16 protein-coding genes are annotated in these 18,622 nt (G+C 33.9%); 14 read left to right on the plus strand and 2 right to left on the minus strand.

Annotated features, from left to right (window positions below):
- Positions 1 to 154: 154 nt before the first annotated feature.
- Positions 155 to 2,290 carry an LTA synthase family protein gene (locus N4T20_RS15455; RefSeq protein ID WP_260670030.1) on the minus strand — a complete coding sequence of 712 codons (2,136 nt, stop codon included), beginning with the start codon at positions 2,288 to 2,290 and terminating at the stop codon, positions 155 to 157.
- Positions 2,291 to 2,490: 200 nt separating this feature from the next.
- Here N4T20_RS15455 and N4T20_RS15460 point away from each other — a divergent pair, with 200 nt between their 5' ends.
- From N4T20_RS15460 to N4T20_RS15510, 11 genes are all read left to right on the plus strand, one after another.
- Entirely contained in the window at positions 2,491 to 3,153 is a 663-nt protein-coding gene (locus N4T20_RS15460) for a response regulator transcription factor (RefSeq protein WP_260670031.1), read from the plus strand.
- Between the two features lie 4 nt (positions 3,154 to 3,157).
- A complete protein-coding gene (locus N4T20_RS15465; protein ID WP_260670032.1) occupies positions 3,158 to 4,558 on the plus strand; it encodes a sensor histidine kinase in 1,401 nt (466 codons plus the stop codon).
- A 312-nt stretch (positions 4,559 to 4,870) separates the two neighbouring features.
- Positions 4,871 to 5,728 carry an ATP phosphoribosyltransferase gene (hisG, locus tag N4T20_RS15470; protein WP_260670033.1) on the plus strand — a complete coding sequence of 286 codons (858 nt, stop codon included), beginning with the start codon at positions 4,871 to 4,873 and terminating at the stop codon, positions 5,726 to 5,728.
- Positions 5,729 to 5,845: 117 nt separating this feature from the next.
- On the plus strand, positions 5,846 to 7,144 hold the full coding sequence (gene hisD / locus N4T20_RS15475) for a histidinol dehydrogenase (protein ID WP_260670034.1): 1,299 nt from the start codon (positions 5,846 to 5,848) through the stop codon (positions 7,142 to 7,144).
- Between the two features lie 79 nt (positions 7,145 to 7,223).
- Positions 7,224 to 8,273: a histidinol-phosphate transaminase gene (hisC, locus tag N4T20_RS15480; RefSeq protein ID WP_260670035.1), complete on the plus strand. Its 1,050-nt coding sequence runs from the start codon at positions 7,224 to 7,226 to the stop codon at positions 8,271 to 8,273.
- Positions 8,274 to 8,436: 163 nt separating this feature from the next.
- Positions 8,437 to 9,573 carry a bifunctional histidinol-phosphatase/imidazoleglycerol-phosphate dehydratase HisB gene (gene hisB, locus N4T20_RS15485; protein WP_260670036.1) on the plus strand — a complete coding sequence of 379 codons (1,137 nt, stop codon included), beginning with the start codon at positions 8,437 to 8,439 and terminating at the stop codon, positions 9,571 to 9,573.
- 89 nt (positions 9,574 to 9,662) lie between these two features.
- Positions 9,663 to 10,256, plus strand: a complete 594-nt coding sequence (gene hisH / locus N4T20_RS15490) for an imidazole glycerol phosphate synthase subunit HisH (RefSeq protein ID WP_260670038.1) — start codon at positions 9,663 to 9,665, stop codon at positions 10,254 to 10,256.
- A 78-nt stretch (positions 10,257 to 10,334) separates the two neighbouring features.
- Positions 10,335 to 11,075, plus strand: a complete 741-nt coding sequence (hisA, locus tag N4T20_RS15495; protein WP_260670039.1) for a 1-(5-phosphoribosyl)-5-[(5-phosphoribosylamino)methylideneamino]imidazole-4-carboxamide isomerase — start codon at positions 10,335 to 10,337, stop codon at positions 11,073 to 11,075.
- Between the two features lie 78 nt (positions 11,076 to 11,153).
- Complete coding sequence (gene hisF, locus N4T20_RS15500) at positions 11,154 to 11,909, plus strand: imidazole glycerol phosphate synthase subunit HisF (RefSeq protein ID WP_260670040.1); 756 nt, start codon at positions 11,154 to 11,156, stop codon at positions 11,907 to 11,909.
- A gap of 100 nt (positions 11,910 to 12,009) precedes the next feature.
- A complete protein-coding gene (gene hisIE / locus N4T20_RS15505; RefSeq protein ID WP_260670041.1) occupies positions 12,010 to 12,606 on the plus strand; it encodes a bifunctional phosphoribosyl-AMP cyclohydrolase/phosphoribosyl-ATP diphosphatase HisIE in 597 nt (198 codons plus the stop codon).
- A gap of 183 nt (positions 12,607 to 12,789) precedes the next feature.
- On the plus strand, positions 12,790 to 13,320 hold the full coding sequence (locus tag N4T20_RS15510) for a hypothetical protein (protein WP_260670042.1): 531 nt from the start codon (positions 12,790 to 12,792) through the stop codon (positions 13,318 to 13,320).
- Here the strand turns inward: N4T20_RS15510 and N4T20_RS15515 are convergent, their stop codons facing one another.
- Positions 13,321 to 14,019 (minus strand): carbohydrate-binding family 9-like protein, encoded by a 699-nt coding sequence (locus N4T20_RS15515; RefSeq protein ID WP_260670043.1) that lies wholly within the window; start codon positions 14,017 to 14,019, stop codon positions 13,321 to 13,323. It lies immediately after the preceding gene.
- Between the two features lie 144 nt (positions 14,020 to 14,163).
- Here N4T20_RS15515 and N4T20_RS15520 point away from each other — a divergent pair, with 144 nt between their 5' ends.
- The 3 genes from N4T20_RS15520 to N4T20_RS15530 all read left to right on the plus strand — a co-directional run bounded on the left by N4T20_RS15520 (position 14,164) and on the right by N4T20_RS15530 (position 18,522).
- Positions 14,164 to 15,822, plus strand: coding sequence for a M1 family metallopeptidase (locus N4T20_RS15520; protein WP_260670044.1), 1,659 nt, complete (start codon positions 14,164 to 14,166; stop codon positions 15,820 to 15,822).
- A gap of 164 nt (positions 15,823 to 15,986) precedes the next feature.
- Positions 15,987 to 17,642, plus strand: coding sequence for a M1 family metallopeptidase (locus N4T20_RS15525; RefSeq protein ID WP_260670045.1), 1,656 nt, complete (start codon positions 15,987 to 15,989; stop codon positions 17,640 to 17,642).
- A gap of 22 nt (positions 17,643 to 17,664) precedes the next feature.
- Positions 17,665 to 18,522, plus strand: coding sequence for a penicillin-binding transpeptidase domain-containing protein (locus N4T20_RS15530; RefSeq protein WP_260670046.1), 858 nt, complete (start codon positions 17,665 to 17,667; stop codon positions 18,520 to 18,522).
- The last annotated feature ends 100 nt before the right edge of the window (positions 18,523 to 18,622 follow it).

Below are 18,622 nucleotides of genomic sequence, written 5' to 3' on the forward strand. Positions count from 1 at the left end.
TAACTGTAAAAAAAGCCTCAAACTCTTTACGAATTTGAGGCCTTTTTTATTCTAAGGAGATAATCGAAAAGATAAACCCGACAGGTTTCAAAAAAACTGTCGGGTTTGTATTAAATCAGATTTTAAAAAACCTGTTGGAGTTAACTTTCAAAAATTAACGAACTTTTGCGTATAATTCTTTGTTCTTTTTAGCTAAGTCTTTAAACTGATATTCTTTCTCTTTTAACACATAAGAAGCTGATTGATAATAAGAAATCGTTTGGTCGATAAGACTTTGGTTTTGAGATTTCATCGGAATTTCATCATAATATATTTGAAATTCAGGAGAAATTCCAGCTTTTTCATTAAGTTTCAACTGAAACTGTTTTATCTGCTGTTTTGGAGATAAAATCGTCAAAACATTATCTTTTATCAGTCCCAAATCCTGATAAGTTGCAATAAAGGCTCTAGGCTGATAATCTGGTTGAAACACATCGCGTCCAAAGAATTTGCTTTCATAATCAAAATTCAAAAGCCCAAATAATGTTGGCATAAGATCAATCTGAGACATCAGTTTGTTGTATTTCTCAGGTTTCATGTCTGGCGTATAAATTAAAGCAGGAATCCTGTATTTGTCTAATGGCAGTTCGGTTTTTCCGGCACTAGAAGCGCAGTGATCGGCTACAATTACAAATACCGTATTCTTAAACCAAGGCTGTTTTGCCGCTTGTTTAAAGAATTGTTTCAGCGCATAATCGGTATATTTCACGCCACCGTCACGAGATTTTATGTTTCCTGGAATGTCAATTTTGTTGTTAGGATAAGTAAAAGGCCTGTGGTTGCTTACAGTCATGATGTGATTAAAGAAAGGCTTGTTTTCTTTAGCTTCACCATTCATAACTTTGATTGCCTTATTGTACATATCTTCATCGCAGACTCCCCATACATTTGAAAAAGTGATTTCATTTTCAGCAAAACTCGATTTGTCAATTATTTGATAACCATTACCAGTGAAAAAATCCTGCATATTATCAAAAAAAGCATCTCCGCCATACATAAACTTCACATTGTAGCCTTTTTTAAGGAAAACAGATCCTGTTGAGAATTTATTTTTATTGTCTTCTCTTTTTACAACACTTTCGCCAGCAGTAGGTGGCAAACATAAGGTTACAGCTTCAAGACCGCGAACTGTACGGTTTCCTGCGGCATATATATTGGTAAAGAGCAAGCTTTTTTGCGCAAGACTGTCTAAGAATGGCGTAATGTTCTGTTCGTTTCCATACATTTTCATGAAATCGGCACTTAAGCTTTCAATAGTAATTAGTACCACATTTTTGCGCTGTTCCAAAGAATCTTCTTTAATTTGGCGCAATGTATTTTTTCCTGAAATAGCAGGGAAGTCTTGTTTTAATAAAGCAAAAGCTTTTTCGTTAGGAATTGTTTTGTAGAATTTAAAATAATCCAATTTGTTATTCTGGAAAGCCAGATAGAATTTATAGATTCCGTTTGATTGAAGTTCGTTAACAAAAACATTTTTCGAATTTTCTGTTTTGGCTAATTCAGGAATGGCCAATAGTGAAAAAATAAATAAAACAGCATACAAAGCCGAAATTTTTAGTTTTTCATTAAAAGAAGGAATCTCATCTATATAATTTCTAGATTTCTTGATAATAAAATAAGTAATGGTTCCGGTAATGAGAAACAAAGCAGAGAATATCGGAACAACAGGATAAGACTGCATGATGTTTCCGATTACTTCATTGGTGTAAATCAAGTAATTAACAGCTATGAAATTGTATTTTACGCCAAACTCATTCCAAAAGAAGAACTCACTGATTGCATTTTGCAGAATCAATAAAACGTATAAAAAGATCACAAAAGCAAAAAGCCAGAATCTAATTTTGTCTCTGTGCTTTGGAAGAAAAAGAAAAAGTGAAAACAAAATTGTTTTTATCAAAACAAAAATCAAAACGATTTTAGGCAAAGCGCCACCGTATTCATCAAAAATACTTTTTCCAGAAGCTATATAGATTAAAAGCGCTAGAAAACCTGCCAGTATAATATATCCGTATGGTTTGTTATATTTTGAATTTGAAATAAAAATAAGATAAAGCCACAAAAACGCCGAAGCCAGTACAAATACTAAAGAATCTGACAGCAAGCCAAAAGAGAATATTTTTAAGCTTTCTGCAAAAGTGAAAGAACTTTGGGTAATGGGATGAAAAAGCAATACCAATCTAAGCGTGAAACTTACAATAAAATACAGTAAAGCAAGATTGTAGAAAGGAGAAAGTTTTTTGTGAAAGTTCATCGGATTAATTTTTTTACAAAATTAATTTCGAATCATTAATGTGAGATTAAGTTAAACTTTTACCTTACTTAATATTAACTTAATGTTTGCTTAAGATACTATTTTTCTCTATTTATTGGCACATCAGACTATTTCTCAGGGCTAAATTATCTATCTTTGAATTGAAAAAATGAAATTCAAATTTTAATCAGATACGATAAATGCATATTTTAATAGTTGAAGACGAAGTAGGAATTGTTCAATTTCTAAAACAAGGTTTGCAAGAAGAAGGCTATCAAATCACTACTGCAGGTGATGGCTCTAAAGGTTTTGAACTGCTTCAAGAGCAAAAATTTGACTTAATTCTTTTAGATTGGATGCTGCCAAAAATTAACGGTCTTGATTTATGCAAGGCGATAAGAGTTAAGGATCAAACTACACCGATTATCTTTTTAACTGCAAAAGATACAGTTCAAGAAACTATAGAAGGCTTAAAAGCTGGGGCAAACGATTACATCAAAAAACCTTTTAGCTTCGAGGAACTGGTTGAGCGAATTAAAGTTCACTTTAGAAATAAAAAACAAACCGAAACTCTGACGCTTGGAAACATTACGATGGATTTATCCAGACATATTGTATTAAAAGGAGAAGAAGAAATTTCGCTTACACAGCGTGAGTTCGAATTGCTGGCTTATTTAATTCAGCATAAAGGTAAAGTCTGCACAAGAAATCAGATTTTAAGAGACGTTTGGGAAATCAATTTTGAGTATGATACAGGCGTTATTGATGTTTTTATGAATGCAATTCGAAAAAAGCTGAATCTTAAAATTGAGGAAGACTATATAAAAACCATCCGAGGCATTGGATATATTGCCAATGATTAGCCCAATGACATCCTTATCTTTTAAAAACAGAATAGCGTTAAATTATATAGTCGGAACAGGACTGTTGGTTTTAGCGGTCTTTTCTGCTATTTATTTTATTGTGAAACTTACGGTTTACAATCATATTGATGAGAATTTGAATATTGAAATTCAGGATCATTTAAAAGAGTTAAGAATAGAAAAAGGTGCTGTAGTGTTTATGGATGCCGAAGAATGGGAGGAAAGAGAGCATAATTCGGTAGATGTAAATCCTATTTTTGTTCAGTTTTTAGATTTGAACAAAAAAATTATCGAAAAATCGCCTAATTTAAAAAATGAGAAACTCGTTTTTCATGAAAGCAAAGAGCATTTTAACCCATTTGACGCTAAATTATTAGGGAATAAAATTCGCCAGATACAAGTTCCGCTTCACGTGCATGAAAAGAAAGTCGGTTATCTGATTATTGCCATGTCGCTTTCAGATTCTTCAAAAGTGTTGGATAATCTGATGGATACTTTATTGATTACTTTTCCCATTATTCTGCTTATTTTGTTTTTTCTGGCCAGATTTTATGCCGGGCGAAGCATCAAGCCAATAAACAGCATTATTCAGACATCGAAGATTATTACGAAAGATAATCTTAAAGCGCGCATTCCATTGCCAAAAACAAGAGACGAATTATTTACGCTTTCTAAAACCATCAATAATTTATTGAACCGAATTGAAGATGCAATAGAACGTGAAAAACAATTTACATCTGACGCTTCACATGAGCTTAGAACACCGCTTACGGTAATTAAAGGAACACTTGAAGTATTGATTCGTAAACCACGTAATAACAAGGAGTACGAAGAGAAGATAAATTATTGCATTAATGAAGTGGATCATTTGAATTCTCTTGTAGACCAGCTGCTTATGATGGCTCGTTTTGAGAACCAAAAGCAGAATATTCTCAAAGAAAATATATATCTAAATTCGGTGATTTTAGATGTTCTGAAATTGAATACAGAGAAAATTAAATCTGGAAAAATAAATGTGATTTTAGATGCCTCAGAAGAGTTTTACATTTATTCTGACCATTATTTAACAGTAACTATTCTTCGAAATATCATTTCAAATGCTGTAAAATACTCAAAGCCTGACAGTACGGTTAGAATTTCATTATCAAGAGAAAACCAGAAGATAATCTGCAACATTTTGGATCACGGAATAGGAATTGCCAAAAAAGATCTCGAATCTATTTTGAATCCTTTTTTCAGATCAGATTCTTTAAATCATTCAGAAATTAAAGGAACAGGTCTTGGATTGTTTATTGTAAAACGAATGACCGATCTGCTTAAAATTAAATTTAAAATTGAAAGTGAAATTGGGGTCGGAACTAAAGTTTTACTGGTTTTTGAAGAATATGACAATTCGTTAAAGTAATTTTAAAATCATTAAGTAAAATGCCGTTCAAAACGATTTTTAACAATAAACTTCTGTTAAGTTAAAATAAAAATTGCTTTTTAATTATTTTATCTATTATATTTGCAACCGAATCAAAGAAGTAAAAAACAAAACAAATCATGATTTCAATTCAATTACATCATCATCATTTACATTATTGCTCTCAAGCGATGTGTTAATGGTATGCGTGTAAATCATCATATTTTAAAACCCGTTTGAGTACATCAAACGGGTTTTTTAATTCAAGCTCTCTTTGTACTCAAACTATTAATTTAACAAACAACTAAAAAAATGAGTACTTTAAAAATTGCAATTCAAAAATCGGGTCGTTTAAACGAAGACAGCATTCAAATTCTAAAAGACTGCGGTATTTCAATCAACAACGGAATTGACCAGTTAAAAGCAGAAGCTTCAAATTTTCCTCTTGAGGTTTTATACCTTAGAAACTCTGATATTCCGCAGTATTTAATTGACGGAGTGGTAGATTTAGCTATTGTTGGCGACAATCTTTTGGTAGAAAAAGGAAAAGGAATTGAAGTGGTTCAGAAATTAGGATTTTCAAAATGTAAAGTTTCTGTTGCTGTTCCTAAAACCTTCGAATACAATTCGGTAAAAGATTTAGCGAATCTTCGTATAGCAACATCTTACCCAAATACAGTTACCGAATATTTCAATAAATTTGGTTTAACTGTAGATATTCATCAAATTTCTGGTTCTGTAGAAATTGCGCCAAATATTGGCCTTGCAGATGCGATTGTAGATATCGTTTCAAGCGGAAGCACTTTATTTAAAAATAACCTAAAAGAAGTTGAAGTTATTTTGAAAAGTGAGGCTGTTTTAGCTGTTTCGCCAAAAGTTTCTCCAGAAATCCAAAAACACATTGATACTTTAAAGTTTAGAATTCAAGCGGTATTAAGAGCAAGAAATTCGAAATATATTTTAATGAACGTTCCAAACGACAAAATTGAAGCAGTTGGAAAAATCCTTCCGGTTCTGAGAAGTTTAACCGTTCTTCCTCTAGCTCAAGAAGGTTGGAGCAGCGTTCACTCTGTAATTGATAAAGATACTTTTTGGGATGTAATAGATCAGTTAAAAGAAGTAGGAGCCGAAGGAATTTTAGTTTGCCCAATTGAGAAAATGGTTCTTTAGGGCTTTGCCCGCTTTAGGCTTTAAGCAATATGCTTTAAGCTAAAAAGACAAAGTTAATAAAGCTTAAAGCCTATAGCTTATTGCCTATAGCAAAATAAGCATAAAGCATAAAAAAAAATGAATAAAATAGACAATCCAAAACCAGAAAACTGGTCTGAAATATTAAAAAGACCGACTAAAACTGTAGATGATATCGAATTTACGGTAAAAGAAATTTTTAAAGAAGTTCAAAGAAAAGGTGACGAAGCCGTTGCAAAATATACTTCAATTTTCGACGGAATTTCATTAGATAATTATGAAGTTTCACAAGCAGAGATTGAAGAAGCGATTAGTTTGATTCCGAACGAATTGAAAGAAGCAATCGAATTAGCGAAAAGTAATATTTATAAATTTCACAACGCTCAAAAAACAGACCGCGTTTCTGTTGAAACGATTGAAGGAGTGAGCTGCTGGCAGGAAAAAAGACCAATTCAAAAAATTGGATTGTATATTCCCGGCGGAACCGCGCCTTTGTTTTCAACGGTTTTAATGCTGGCTGTTCCTGCTGAAATTGCGGGTTGCAAAGAAATTGTTTTATGTTCTCCGCCAGATAAAACAGGAAAAATTAATCCGGCGATTTTATACGCGGCAAATTTATGTGGTGTTACCAAAATTTTAAAAGTGGGCGGAATTCAGGCGATTGCCGGAATGACATTTGGAACTCAATCTATTCCGCAGGTTTATAAAATTTTCGGGCCAGGAAATCAATTTGTTACGGTGGCAAAACAATTGGCGACTCAGTTTGGTGTGGCGATAGATATGCCGGCAGGACCTTCAGAGCTCTTGATTGTAGCCGATGATTCAGCTGTTCCAGCTTTTGTAGCTTCAGATTTATTGTCTCAAGCCGAACACGGAACTGATAGTCAGGTAATTTTAGTTTCGACTTCTAGAAAATTAATTGCTGAAGTAGAAAAAGAAGTTCAATCACAGTTAGAAGTGCTTCCTAGAAAAGCGATTGCAGAAAAAGCGATTGAAAATTCAAAATTGATTTACGTCGAAAATGATCAAGTTGCTTTGGATTTAATCAACGAATATGGCCCTGAACACTTTATAATCTGCTCAGAATACGATGATTTCTATTGTAACGGAATCGTAAATGCAGGTTCTGTCTTTATCGGAAATTACACTCCAGAAAGTGCTGGAGATTATGCTTCGGGAACCAATCACACTTTGCCAACAAACGGTTACGCAAAGAATTACAGCGGCGTAAATCTGGATAGTTTTATGAAATCGATGACATTTCAGAAAATTTCAGAAAAAGGAATTCAAAATATAGGGAAAGCAATCGAGCTTATGGCTGAAGCCGAAGGTTTGCAGGCGCATAAAAATGCTGTGACCTTACGTCTGCAGTCCTGCGAGGTTTCTAAAACCTCGTAGGTCTAGATTTACGATTTAGAAACTTAATAAATTAATGCCTACAAGGTTTTAGAAACCTTTCAGGAATAAAGAAAATACAATGAATACTTTCGATATAAATACAATAACACGTGAAAACGTAAAATCATTAAAACCATATTCGTCGGCAAGAGATGAGTTTGAAGATTTTGATACCGCTGAGATGATTTTTCTGGATGCAAACGAAAATCCGTTTCAGAATGGTGTAAATCGTTATCCAGACCCGCAGCAGAATTCGGTTAAAGCGATTTTAGCTAAAAAGAATAATACAAAACAAAGCCAGATTCTGTTAGGAAACGGAAGTGATGAAGTTTTGGATTTACTTTTCAGAACTTTCTGCGAACCTAACAAAGACAATATTATTTCGCTGCCACCAACCTACGGAATGTATGGCGTTTTGGCGAATATTAACGCAGTTGAAAACAGAGAAATTTTACTTTCGAGAGACTTTCAGCCTCAGGTCGAAAAGATTTTGGAAGCTGTTGATGAAAACACCAAAATCATCTTTTTATGTTCGCCGAATAACCCAACAGGAAACTCTTTCTCGGATGAAAGTGTCGTTAAATTGCTTCAAAATTTTAAAGGTTTGGTAGTCATTGACGAAGCTTATATCGATTTTTCAGACAAAGAAAGTTGGCTGACCGAGATTGATGAATATCCTAATTTAGTGATTACGCAAACACTTTCAAAAGCGTATGGTCTGGCTGGAATTCGTTTAGGAATTTGCTATGCTTCAGAAGAAGTAATTTCAATTTTAAATAAAATCAAGCCACCTTATAACGTAAACGAATTAACGCAGCAAAGAGCAAAAGAACGTTTGCAGGATTCTGAAAAAATAAAACAGGAAATAGCTTCTATTATAGAACAAAGAGAAGAACTGCTTAAAGTATTACTTGAGGTAAGTTTCGTTGAAAAAGTATATCCAACAGAAGCCAATTTCATTTTGGCAAAAGTTGATGATGCCAACAAAAGATACGATCAGTTAATCGAAAAAGGAATTGTTATTCGTAACAGAACAACTCAGCCTTTATGCGAAAATTGCCTTCGTTTTACGATTGGAACAAAAGAAGAAAATGCAGTTGTTATAAAAGAATTGAAGCTATTGAATTAAAATATAGCCACAGATTCGAATGATTAAAATGATTTCTTTCTGTGTGTGATTTTTAGCCACGAATTACGCGAATTTCCACTAATTAAATTCGTGATAATTTGTGTAATTCGTGGCAAAAAAAATAATTATAATCTGTGCAATCTGTGGCAGAAAAATATAAACTATGAAAAAAGTACTTTTTATCGATCGTGACGGAACGATCGTTTTAGAACCAGAAAATTATCAATTAGACAGTTTGGATAAACTAGAGTTTTATCCAAAAGCATTTCAATATCTGGCTAAAATAGCCAATGAACTGGATTATGAATTGGCAATGGTAACCAATCAGGACGGACTGGGAACAGATAGTTTTCCGGAAGATACGTTTTGGCCAACACAAAATTTTATTTTAAGAGCTTTTGAAAATGAAGGTGTTTTGTTTGATGAGATTTTTGTCGACAGATCGTTTCCTGAAGATAATGCGCCAACCCGCAAGCCTAGAACCGGAATGTTGACAAAATACCTGAATAATCCTGAATATGATTTGGAGAATTCATTTGTTTTAGGAGATCGTTTGACAGATGTTGAACTGGCTAAAAATCTTGGGGCAAAAGCAATTTTCATGAATGATACTGACGGAATCGGAAGCAACGAAATCTCATCAAAACGTGAAGAATTGAACGAGACAATTGTTTTACAGACAATGGATTGGAAGAAAATCTATGAGTTTTTGAAGTTAGAAGCACGTTCAGCTTCAATTACACGTAAAACCAATGAAACAGATATTTACATCAATTTAAATCTTGACGGAACGGGAAAAAGCAAAATCGATACCGGAATTGCTTTTTTTGATCATATGTTGGATCAAATCGCACGTCACGGTCAAATGGACTTGGAAATCACTGTAAAAGGTGATTTGGAAGTTGATGAGCACCATACCATCGAAGACACGGCAATTGCTTTGGGAGAAGTTTTCGCGAAAGCGCTAGGAAACAAACTGGGAATCGAGCGTTACGGATTCTGCTTACCAATGGATGATTGCTTAGCACAGGCAGCAATTGATTTTGGTGGAAGAAACTGGCTGATTTGGGAAACCGAATTCAAGCGTGAAATGGTAGGGAAAATGCCAACAGAAATGTTTTATCATTTCTTCAAATCATTCACAGACGGCGCAAAGGCCAATTTAAACATCAAAGCAGAAGGAATCAACGAGCATCATAAAATTGAAGCCATCTTTAAAGCTTTCGCGAAAGCAATAAAAGTAGCCGTAAAAAGAGATACAGAAAAAATGATTTTACCTTCAACGAAAGGAATGCTTTAATAAATTTTGTTTCAAGTTTAAAGTTTCAGGTTTTACCTTCTATACGCAACTTGAAACTTTAAACCTGAAACAAAACAAACAAAAAACTAATGAAAATAGTAATTATAAACTACGGAGCAGGAAATATTCAGAGCATTATGTTTGCTATTGAAAGACTTGGTTTTACAGCGGTTTTGAGCAATAATCCAGAGGAGATTAAAGGGGCGGATAAAGTGGTTTTTCCTGGCGTGGGCGAGGCGAGCTCTGCTATGATGAAGCTTCGCGAAAGCGGTTTGGATAATTTAATTCCGCAATTGAAACAACCCGTTTTAGGAATTTGTCTCGGAATGCAGCTGATGTGCAATAAAACCGAAGAAGGAAATACTCAAGGTTTAGGGATTTTTGATGTTGATGTTTTGAAATTTTCAAACAACGTAAAAGTGCCTCAAATGGGCTGGAATCAGATTTACGATCTGAAAACCGATTTGTTTAAAGGAGTTTCAGAGAAAGAATTCATGTATCTGGTTCATAGTTTTTACGCGCCAAAATGCCCTGAAACTATTGCAACAACCCATTATGATCTTGAATACGCATCTGCTTTGCAAAAGGATAATTTTTACGGAACACAATTTCACCCAGAAAAAAGCGGTGATGTTGGGGAGAAAATTTTAGGGAACTTCTTAAAGTTAAATTCCAATTTATAAATTTCAAAAAATCAAAGGTAATAAAATATCAAATTTAGAGAATCTAAAATTAGAAATCTAAAATCTAAAATAGCAGACATGAGAATAATACCAGCCATAGACATCATTGACGGAAAATGCGTGCGTTTGTCCAAAGGTGATTATGATACCAAAATAATTTACAACGAGAATCCGCTTGAAGTGGCGAAATCATTTGAAGCGCACGGAATTCAATATTTGCATTTAGTTGATTTAGACGGTGCAAAATCCAGTAAAATTGTCAACTACAAAATATTGGAGCAAATTGCGACACAAACTGATCTGCAAATTGATTTTGGAGGAGGATTGAAATCAGATGATGATTTGAGAATCGCTTTTGAAAGTGGTGCAAGTCAGGTTACAGGTGGAAGTATTGCCGTAAAAAACAGAGCGATTTTTGAAAAATGGATTTCAGAATATGGTTCAGATAAAATTATTTTAGGCGCTGACGCCAAAGATGAAAAAATTGCCGTTTCTGGTTGGCTGGAAGAGTCAAATGAAGATTTGATTCCGTTCATTCAAAATTATCAAAAACAAGGGATTCAGTACGTTATCTGCACGGATATTGCCAAAGACGGAATGCTTCAGGGGCCAAGTTTTGATTTGTACGGTAAAATTTTGGAAAACTGTAATGACAAATCAAGTGGAGCCGAGATTAAACTAATCGCTTCTGGCGGAATTTCAACTTTCGATGAATTACCAAAACTTGCAGAATTAGGCTGTGAAGGAACAATTATCGGAAAAGCGATTTACGAAGGAAGAATTACTTTGAAACAACTTGAGAATTATATAATTAGATAATGAGTTAATTAGATAATTAATTTAGCAAACGCATAGAATTATCTAATTGACTAATTATCAAATTAACACATTAAATAAATGTTAGCAAAAAGAATCATACCTTGCTTAGATATAAAAAACGGAAGAACCGTAAAAGGCGTTAATTTCGTTGACTTGCGTGATGCAGGCGACCCTGTGGAATTAGCTGAAATCTATTCAGCAGAAGGAGCAGATGAATTGGTTTTTCTGGATATTTCGGCAACGGAAGAAAGACGTAAAACGCTGGTAAACATGGTGCGAAGTGTGGCGGAGAAAATCAATATTCCGTTTACGGTTGGTGGCGGAATTTCGTCTGTTGAAGATGTTGAAATTTTGCTGAACAACGGAGCTGACAAAGTTTCGATAAATTCATCGGCTGTAAAAAATCCACAGTTGATAAACGATTTGGCGCAGAAATTTGGAAGTCAATGCGTTGTTGTTGCCATCGACGCCAAACAAATCGAAGGGCAATGGATTGTACATTTGGTTGGCGGAAAAGTTCCAACAGAGTTGAATTTATTTGACTGGGCTGTAGAAGTTGCAGAACGAGGTGCCGGCGAAATACTATTCACATCAATGGATAACGACGGAACCAAAAATGGTTTTGCAAACGAAGCTTTGGCGAAGCTGTCAGAATTAATAAATATTCCGATCATTGCTTCTGGAGGTGCTGGAAATATACAGCATTTTGTTGATTCATTCAAAGTCGGAAAAGCCGATGCAGCTTTAGCAGCGAGTGTTTTTCACTTTAAAGAAATCGAAATCAAAGCGCTGAAAGAAGAACTTAGAGGGAATGGAATTGAGGTTAGACTTTGAAAGAAGGAAGAAGCAAGAAATAAGAAGAGAGAATAGATTAAATCTAAAATAACAAGAATTCAGAGAATCTAAAATCTGAATTCTAAATTCTAAAATTAAAATGGAAATTGATATCAAAAGCGCACACGGATTAATTCCAGCAATTATTCAGGATTCAGAAACAAAAAATGTTCTGATGTTGGGTTATATGAACGAAGAATCGCTTCAAAAGACAATAGAAACTCAAAAAGTGACTTTTTACAGCCGTTCCAAACAAAGACTTTGGACAAAAGGCGAGGAGAGTGGCAACTTTTTGAATTTAGTCGATATAAAAAACGACTGCGATAGCGATACGCTTTTAATTCAGGCAAAACCTGTCGGGCCAACGTGTCATACGGGCGCAGATACTTGCTGGCAGGAACCAAATGATGCGAATTACGGTTTTATTTCGCAATTGGAGAATACCATTAAAATGCGTAGAGAAAATGCAGATTCTGAGAAGAGTTATGTAGCGTCATTATTCGAAAAAGGAATCAATAAAATTGCTCAAAAAGTGGGTGAAGAGGCTGTAGAAGTAGTTATTGAAGCAAAAGATGACAACGACGATTTGTTCCTTAGCGAAAGCGCCGATTTACTATTTCATTACCTGATCTTATTGCAGGCAAAAGGTTTTCAGTTAAATGATGTTATTGAAGTTTTGAAGAAACGCCAGAAGTAGTCTGTTAGCTCTTTCTTATGAAATAAATCAAATCGTATTGTGGTTCATAATACGATTTTTTTATGTCTTAATATCTAAAAAAAAAGTACTTTTAGTTTATTAATAAGAACTTTTATGAGGCTTAATTTTTGTTTAGTGTTTTTGTTTTACTCTGTGTTTAATTACGGATTTAAGAAAGATATAATGCCATATTCATTGGTTATATCTAAAGCTGTTTTGATTGTTGACGGAACTGTTTCTAAAGTTTCCAAAAATGAATATGAATTCACTATAAGTCAGTTCATAAAAGGGAAATCGAGTTCGAAAATTAATGTAGCAATCTGGAAAGGATGGCTATGTGATTCCAGAATTAAAGAATTAAAAAAGGGACAAAGGTTAATTTTATTTTTAGAAAGATCACCTTATGGGAATTTTTATCCAATTAATGAAAGTACTGGAGAGTTATATGTTGATAATAATGCTTTTCTAGACATATTCTTGCCGAAAGATTTTTTAAATCCGATAATTGTAAAGAAAGGGATTTCTATGTTCTTGGAAACGTATATGTTTTACGGAAATTTTAATGGTAGATTTTATCAAAGTATAAATTTCATGCGTAATAAGTCCATTTTCGAAGTTTATAAAATGACAAAAACTAATTCGGCTTTTAAGTTTTTAGTTGATGATGTAGAATATTTTAACCCAACAGAAGTGCATTTTTTTTCCGTAATTTAATTACTTCACAAATTCAAAAACCGTAAATTCTTGTGGCTGATGAAAACCAAACTGCAAACTTTTATAAGGCTGTAAAGCAAGATATTCGGTTGTGTTACCGTAATCAATTCTAAAAGCATTTCCTTTCCATTTTGTTCCGATTTTGGGTTTTTGGAAACCGCCATTTTCAATTTTTTCAAGGCTTGAAAACGGAATTTTAATTTCGACCGTATAGCCTTCAGCCGTTATTTTACTTATAGATTCTAGGTCATTAATATCAAAATTCATAGAGGTATTCCATCCTCCGCATTCTGGCGAAATGCATTTTAAAAGCAAATCATAGTGGGTAGAAAATGCATTAACTCCGATTTCTATATAATTTTGGCTGTCTCCATCAGGATCTAGAAAAATTTCTGCTAAATCGTCTGTGTCAAAAATCTGTGAATCTTTGGCTTGCGCCTTTCCAACGATTTTAGAATCGGTGCATTTGTAAGCGACATAAAGATTTTCGTTATCCCATAAAAGCGAAACAAAAGTCTGCTGCGTGGCTTTTTCTCCTGTATTGTGAATAACAAAGGGGCCAAGAAACGGCATTTTCCATTCTGATAAATCACCGTCAATATTAATTTTTTCTTTTGTTTTATGAACAGGAAATGTCTGGGAGTAAGTTGAGAATTGTATGGTTAAGAATAAGGCGATGATAGAAAACGGCAGTTTCATAGAGTTAAAATATAAATTAAAAGCTAAAATAGAGAAGAATATTTTAATAAAGTGTTGTTTTTTAATAATATAAAATAAAAAATTAACTTGAATGCTTACATTTGTTTAAAAACAGCAAAATATCTCACTCCAATTTTTTTAAATATGAAACATTATCTTGGAAGCATTTTAGTTGCTTTTCTAATTGGTTTTACTGTCAATGCTCAGGGACTTTTGAGCGATAAGTCTGGAAAGGTTTTTACACATCAGGATACTTTACGCGGCAGCATAACAAAGGAAAGGGCCTGGTGGAATCTGAAATATTATCATCTTGATATTAAAGTGAATCCCGCAGATAAAACTATTTCGGGAACCAATACAGTTCGTTATGAGGTTCTGACACCATACAATCGTATGCAGATAGATCTTCAGGAACCAATGAATATTACAAAAGTAACTCAGAATGGAAAAGAACTGAAATTTGAAAGAGACGGGAATGCTTTTTTTATTACTTTGAACGAAAATCAAAAAGTTGGCGAAACAAAAGAAATTATAGTGTCCTTTGGCGGTATTCCTAAAGAAGCTGTTGATCCGCCTTGGGATGGAGGAATTACTTGGCGGAAAGATAAAAACGGAAAAGATTTTATTGCATCGTCTTGTCAAGGGTTAGGCGCAAGCGTATGGTGGCCTTGCAAGGATCATATGTACGATGAAGTAGAGAATATGCTGATCAGCGTAAATGTTCCTGGGCATTTAACTGATGTTTCAAATGGAAGGCTTCAGAGCGTTAAAAAACAAAAAGATGGAACCAAAACTTTTAACTGGTATGTGGCCAATCCGATAAACAATTACGGAGTCAATATCAACATCGGGGATTATGTCAATTTTACAGAAAAATTTAAAGGAGAAAAAGGCAATTTAGACTGCAGTTACTATGTTTTGAGAGACAATTTAGCCATTGCCAAAGAACATTTTAAAGACGCGCCAAAGATGCTGAAAGCGCTTGAAAATTGGTTTGGACCATATCCATTCTACGAAGACAGCTATAAATTGGTCGAAGCGCCTTATTTGGGTATGGAACACCAAAGTTCTGTAACTTATGGGAACGAGTTTAAAAATGGCTATTTGGGTCATGATATGAGCAGAACAGGTTGGGGGCTAAAATTTGATTATATCATTATTCACGAATCTGGACACGAATGGTTTGCTAATAATATCACCTACAAGGATATGGCCGATATGTGGATTCATGAAAGTTTTACAACTTATTCTGAGAGCCTTTTTCTTGAATATTATTACGGCAAAGATGCTGCTGCGGCATATATTATCGGGCAAAGAAAATTAATTAGCAATGATATTCCAATTATTGGCATTTACGATGTTAACCAAGAAGGTTCTGGCGATATGTATCCCAAAGGAGCCAATATGCTGCATACCATCCGTCAGCTTGTAAATGACGATGCAAAATGGAAAAATATCCTAAGGGGCTTAAATAGCACTTTTTACCATAAAACCGTTGGCACAAAAGAAATTGAGGACTATATGAGTAAAGAATCAGGAATCGATTTAAGCAATGTTTTCAATCAGTATTTAAGAACGAACCAAGTGCCAACTTTTGAGTATTTTTTCTATAACCAAAAGTTAGGATATCACTGGATCAATTGCACGCCCAAATTCAATATGCCTTTAAAGGTAAAAATAAATGGTGTCGAAACTTGGCTTAAACCTAAAAAGGAATGGCAAGAATTAGATGTTAAAAGCGATAAGCCAACGCTTGCTGTAGATAAAAACTTTTATATTATTACGTCTGATATTACAGATTAATTCTTGTAAAAGTTTAAAAATCAAACCCAGTTGAATTGTTTAAGTTTCAGCTGGGTTTATTTTTTGTTTTGACAAATCATAAAAACCTAAAATAATTAATATGAATGTTTACATTTGTTACAGATTAAATAGGTTTAAAAGCCTTTATTGCAAAATTGTAAATAATGAGAAAATACTTTGGAAGCATTCTAACTGCTTTTCTATTTGGTTTTACCGCCAACGCACAAGGACTTTTAAATAAGTCAGCAACCGTTTTTACGCATCAGGATACTTTACGCGGAAGCATCACAAAGGAAAGAGCTTGGTGGGATTTGAAATATTATCATCTTAATGTAAAAGTTAAGCCATCTGAAAAATCAATTTCGGGATCCAATACAGTTCGTTACACTGTTTTGACAGAAAACAACCGTATGCAGATCGATTTGCAGGAACCAATGAACATTACTAAAGTAACGCAGAGCGGCAAAGATTTGAAATTTGAAAGAGATGGAAATGCTTTTTTTATTACTCTAAACGAAAAACAGAAAGTGGGTGATGTAAAAGAAATCGTAGTCTTCTTTGAAGGAAAACCAAAGGAAGCTGTAAGAGCTCCTTGGGACGGCGGATTTTCTTGGAAAAAAGATAAAAACGGAAAAGATTTTATTGCCACTTCTTGTCAGGGTTTAGGCGCGAGCGTGTGGTGGCCTTGCAAGGATCATATGTACGACGAAGTTGAGAATATGCTTATTAGCGTAAATGTTCCTGGTGACTTGACAGAGGTTTCTAATGGAAGACTGCAAAGCGTTAAAAAAGAAAAAGACGGAACAAAAACTTTCAACTGGTATGTTTCAAATCCGATCAATAATTATGGAGTTAACATCAATATTGGCGATTATGTGAATTTTTCAGAAGTCTTTAAAGGAGAAAAAGGAAATTTAGACTGTAATTATTATGTGTTAAAAGATAATTTGGCTTTGGCAAAAGAGCAATTTAAAGATGCTCCCAGAATGCTGAAAGCTTTTGAAAACTGGTTTGGGCCTTATCCATTCTACGAAGACAGCTATAAATTGGTTGAAGTTCCATATTTAGGGATGGAGCACCAAAGTTCTGTAACCTACGGAAACCAGTATAAAAATGGTTATCTAGGACGAGATTTGAGCGGAACCGGTTGGGGATTAAAGTTTGACTTTATCATTATTCATGAATCTGGACACGAATGGTACGCTAACAATATTACGTACAAAGATATTGCAGATATGTGGGTTCATGAGAGTTTCACCAATTATTCAGAAAGTCTTTTTGTGGAGTATTATTACGGAAAAGATGCTGCTGCAGAATATATAATTGGATGCAGAAAAAACATTCAAAATGATATTCCGATTATTGGACATTATGATGTAAACAATGAAGGATCTGGCGATATGTATCCAAAAGGGGCTTCGATGCTTCATATGATACGCCAGATCATCAATGATGATGCAAAATGGAAATCGATTTTAAGAGGCATGAACAAGACTTTTTATCATCAAACCGTTACAGGAAAGCAGATTCAGGATTATATGAATGAACAGTCTGGAATTAACTTCAACAGAGTTTTTGCGCAATATTTGACTACAACACAAATTCCGGTTTTTGAATATATGTTTAAAAACGGAACTTTCGGATATCATTGGACTAACTGTGTTTCTAAATTTGATATGCCGGTAAGAGTAAAATTAAATGGTGTTGAAACTTGGCTGAAGCCAACAACAGAATGGCAATCTGTAAAAACAGATAATGAAGATAGAAAACTAGAAGTAGATAAAGATTTCTATGTAACGACTTCTAATATTGTCGAATAAGCTTTAATAATCCATCTTAAAAATGACATATAAAGTATTCTTAAGTTTAACAAGCGCAATATTAATTTCTTGCCTGTCTAAGGGCACAAATAAAAATAGTGTTTTGTTAAATGCAAAAGATACTGTTATAGTTCGCCAAGATTTTAAAAAATATTTTGATTCTTGTGGTGTTACGGGTTCAATTGCTATTTATGATAACGTAAACCACAAATGGATTTTGTCTGATAAGGATGCTGACAATGCACAAACATTGCCAGCATCTACTTTTAAGATCGTTAATCTTCTTATTGCGCTTGAAACAAAAACTATAAGCAGTGAGAATGATATAGTAAAATGGGTAGGAAAAACGGATACTGTAAGGTATGGTTATAGACCTGAAATATATCATGATATGACGGTAAAGGAAGCTTTTAAAGTTTCTGCTGGATGGGTATTTGTAGAATTAGCAAAGAAAATTGGTAAGAAGAATTACGAAAAGTATTTGCAGTTATGCAACTATGGAAATGTCAATCTCTCTCAAAAGGATAGCGATTTTTGGAACTTTGGAGATTTTGGAATTTCCCCAATTAATCAAGTTGAATTTCTAAAGAAACTATACGATGAGAAGTTGCCGTTTTCGAGAAGAAATATTCAAATAGTGAAAAATGTAATGTTAAGCGATGAAGGTTCAGATTATAAAGTTTATTCAAAAACTGGATGGACAAGAGAAAAAGGCGTTAATATTGGTTGGTGGGTAGGCTATATTGAGAAAGAGAGTAGAAGTTATTTTTTTGCTACTAGACTTTTACAGGATAGGAAAAATAACAGGAGTGATTTTGGTAGTTGCCGAAAAGATATAACTAAAGCCGTATTTAAAGAATTACAAATTTGTAATTTTTAAAATTTATATAAAAAAGTAAACTCGACAAGTTTTTAAAACCTGTCGGGTTTGTTGTTTTTAGCGTTTAGTTTGTCATCCTGAGGAACGAAGGATCATACTC

Source organism: Flavobacterium sp. TR2 (assembly GCF_025252405.1).
Lineage (GTDB): Bacteria > Bacteroidota > Bacteroidia > Flavobacteriales > Flavobacteriaceae > Flavobacterium.

Excerpts from the sequence above, each read along its gene's own strand:
- N4T20_RS15455 (WP_260670030.1), bottom strand. The coding sequence starts at position 2,290 with ATGAACTTTCACAAAAAACTTTCTCCTTTCTACAATCTTGCTTTACTG.
- N4T20_RS15460 (WP_260670031.1), top strand. The coding sequence starts at position 2,491 with ATGCATATTTTAATAGTTGAAGACGAAGTAGGAATTGTTCAATTTCTA.
- N4T20_RS15465 (WP_260670032.1), top strand. The coding sequence starts at position 3,158 with ATGACATCCTTATCTTTTAAAAACAGAATAGCGTTAAATTATATAGTC.
- hisG (WP_260670033.1), top strand. The coding sequence starts at position 4,871 with ATGAGTACTTTAAAAATTGCAATTCAAAAATCGGGTCGTTTAAACGAA.
- hisD (WP_260670034.1), top strand. The coding sequence starts at position 5,846 with ATGAATAAAATAGACAATCCAAAACCAGAAAACTGGTCTGAAATATTA.
- hisC (WP_260670035.1), top strand. The coding sequence starts at position 7,224 with ATGAATACTTTCGATATAAATACAATAACACGTGAAAACGTAAAATCA.
- hisB (WP_260670036.1), top strand. The coding sequence starts at position 8,437 with ATGAAAAAAGTACTTTTTATCGATCGTGACGGAACGATCGTTTTAGAA.
- hisH (WP_260670038.1), top strand. The coding sequence starts at position 9,663 with ATGAAAATAGTAATTATAAACTACGGAGCAGGAAATATTCAGAGCATT.
- hisA (WP_260670039.1), top strand. The coding sequence starts at position 10,335 with ATGAGAATAATACCAGCCATAGACATCATTGACGGAAAATGCGTGCGT.
- hisF (WP_260670040.1), top strand. The coding sequence starts at position 11,154 with ATGTTAGCAAAAAGAATCATACCTTGCTTAGATATAAAAAACGGAAGA.
- hisIE (WP_260670041.1), top strand. The coding sequence starts at position 12,010 with ATGGAAATTGATATCAAAAGCGCACACGGATTAATTCCAGCAATTATT.
- N4T20_RS15510 (WP_260670042.1), top strand. The coding sequence starts at position 12,790 with ATGCCATATTCATTGGTTATATCTAAAGCTGTTTTGATTGTTGACGGA.
- N4T20_RS15515 (WP_260670043.1), bottom strand. The coding sequence starts at position 14,019 with ATGAAACTGCCGTTTTCTATCATCGCCTTATTCTTAACCATACAATTC.
- N4T20_RS15520 (WP_260670044.1), top strand. The coding sequence starts at position 14,164 with ATGAAACATTATCTTGGAAGCATTTTAGTTGCTTTTCTAATTGGTTTT.
- N4T20_RS15525 (WP_260670045.1), top strand. The coding sequence starts at position 15,987 with ATGAGAAAATACTTTGGAAGCATTCTAACTGCTTTTCTATTTGGTTTT.
- N4T20_RS15530 (WP_260670046.1), top strand. The coding sequence starts at position 17,665 with ATGACATATAAAGTATTCTTAAGTTTAACAAGCGCAATATTAATTTCT.